At 58.0% G+C, this 350-nt stretch carries 1 protein-coding gene; it reads right to left on the bottom strand.

All coding sequences use genetic code 11. From position 1 onward, the window contains the following. A partial coding sequence (locus F8C76_RS19405; protein WP_211372203.1) for a cation:proton antiporter domain-containing protein occupies window positions 1-350 on the bottom strand: 350 nt, incomplete at both ends.

The raw sequence follows: 350 nt of genomic DNA, 5'->3' as shown, positions 1-350 counted from the left end.
GGTCCACCAACATGCCTACCAGCATCAGGGTAATAAAGATGGCCATGGGGTCGTTGAGACCGGATTCGATCTCCAGGGTACTTGCCACACGTTCATTCAGGGTGACGCCAGCGCCTTTGATAACACTGAAAACGGCCGCCGCATCGGTGGAGCCGATAATACCGCCCAGCAGCAGACCCACCCGCCAGTCCACCCCGATTAACCAAGTAGTAAAAGCGCCCACCAGGGCGGCAGAGATGGCCACCCCTAAAGTAGCCAGGCTAAGGGCGGGGCGTAGGCCCAATTTGAAGGTGCTTAATCGAGTGCGTAGGCCGCCATCGAGCAGAATCACCGCCAACGCGATATTGCCA

Origin of the sequence: Flagellimonas olearia (assembly GCF_009184425.1) — a bacterium.
In the GTDB taxonomy this organism is placed as follows: Bacteria; Bacteroidota; Bacteroidia; order Flavobacteriales; family Flavobacteriaceae; genus Flagellimonas; species Flagellimonas olearia.
The sequence above is the reverse complement of the archived record's forward strand: the minus strand, read 5'-3'. Positions and strand labels throughout refer to the sequence as shown.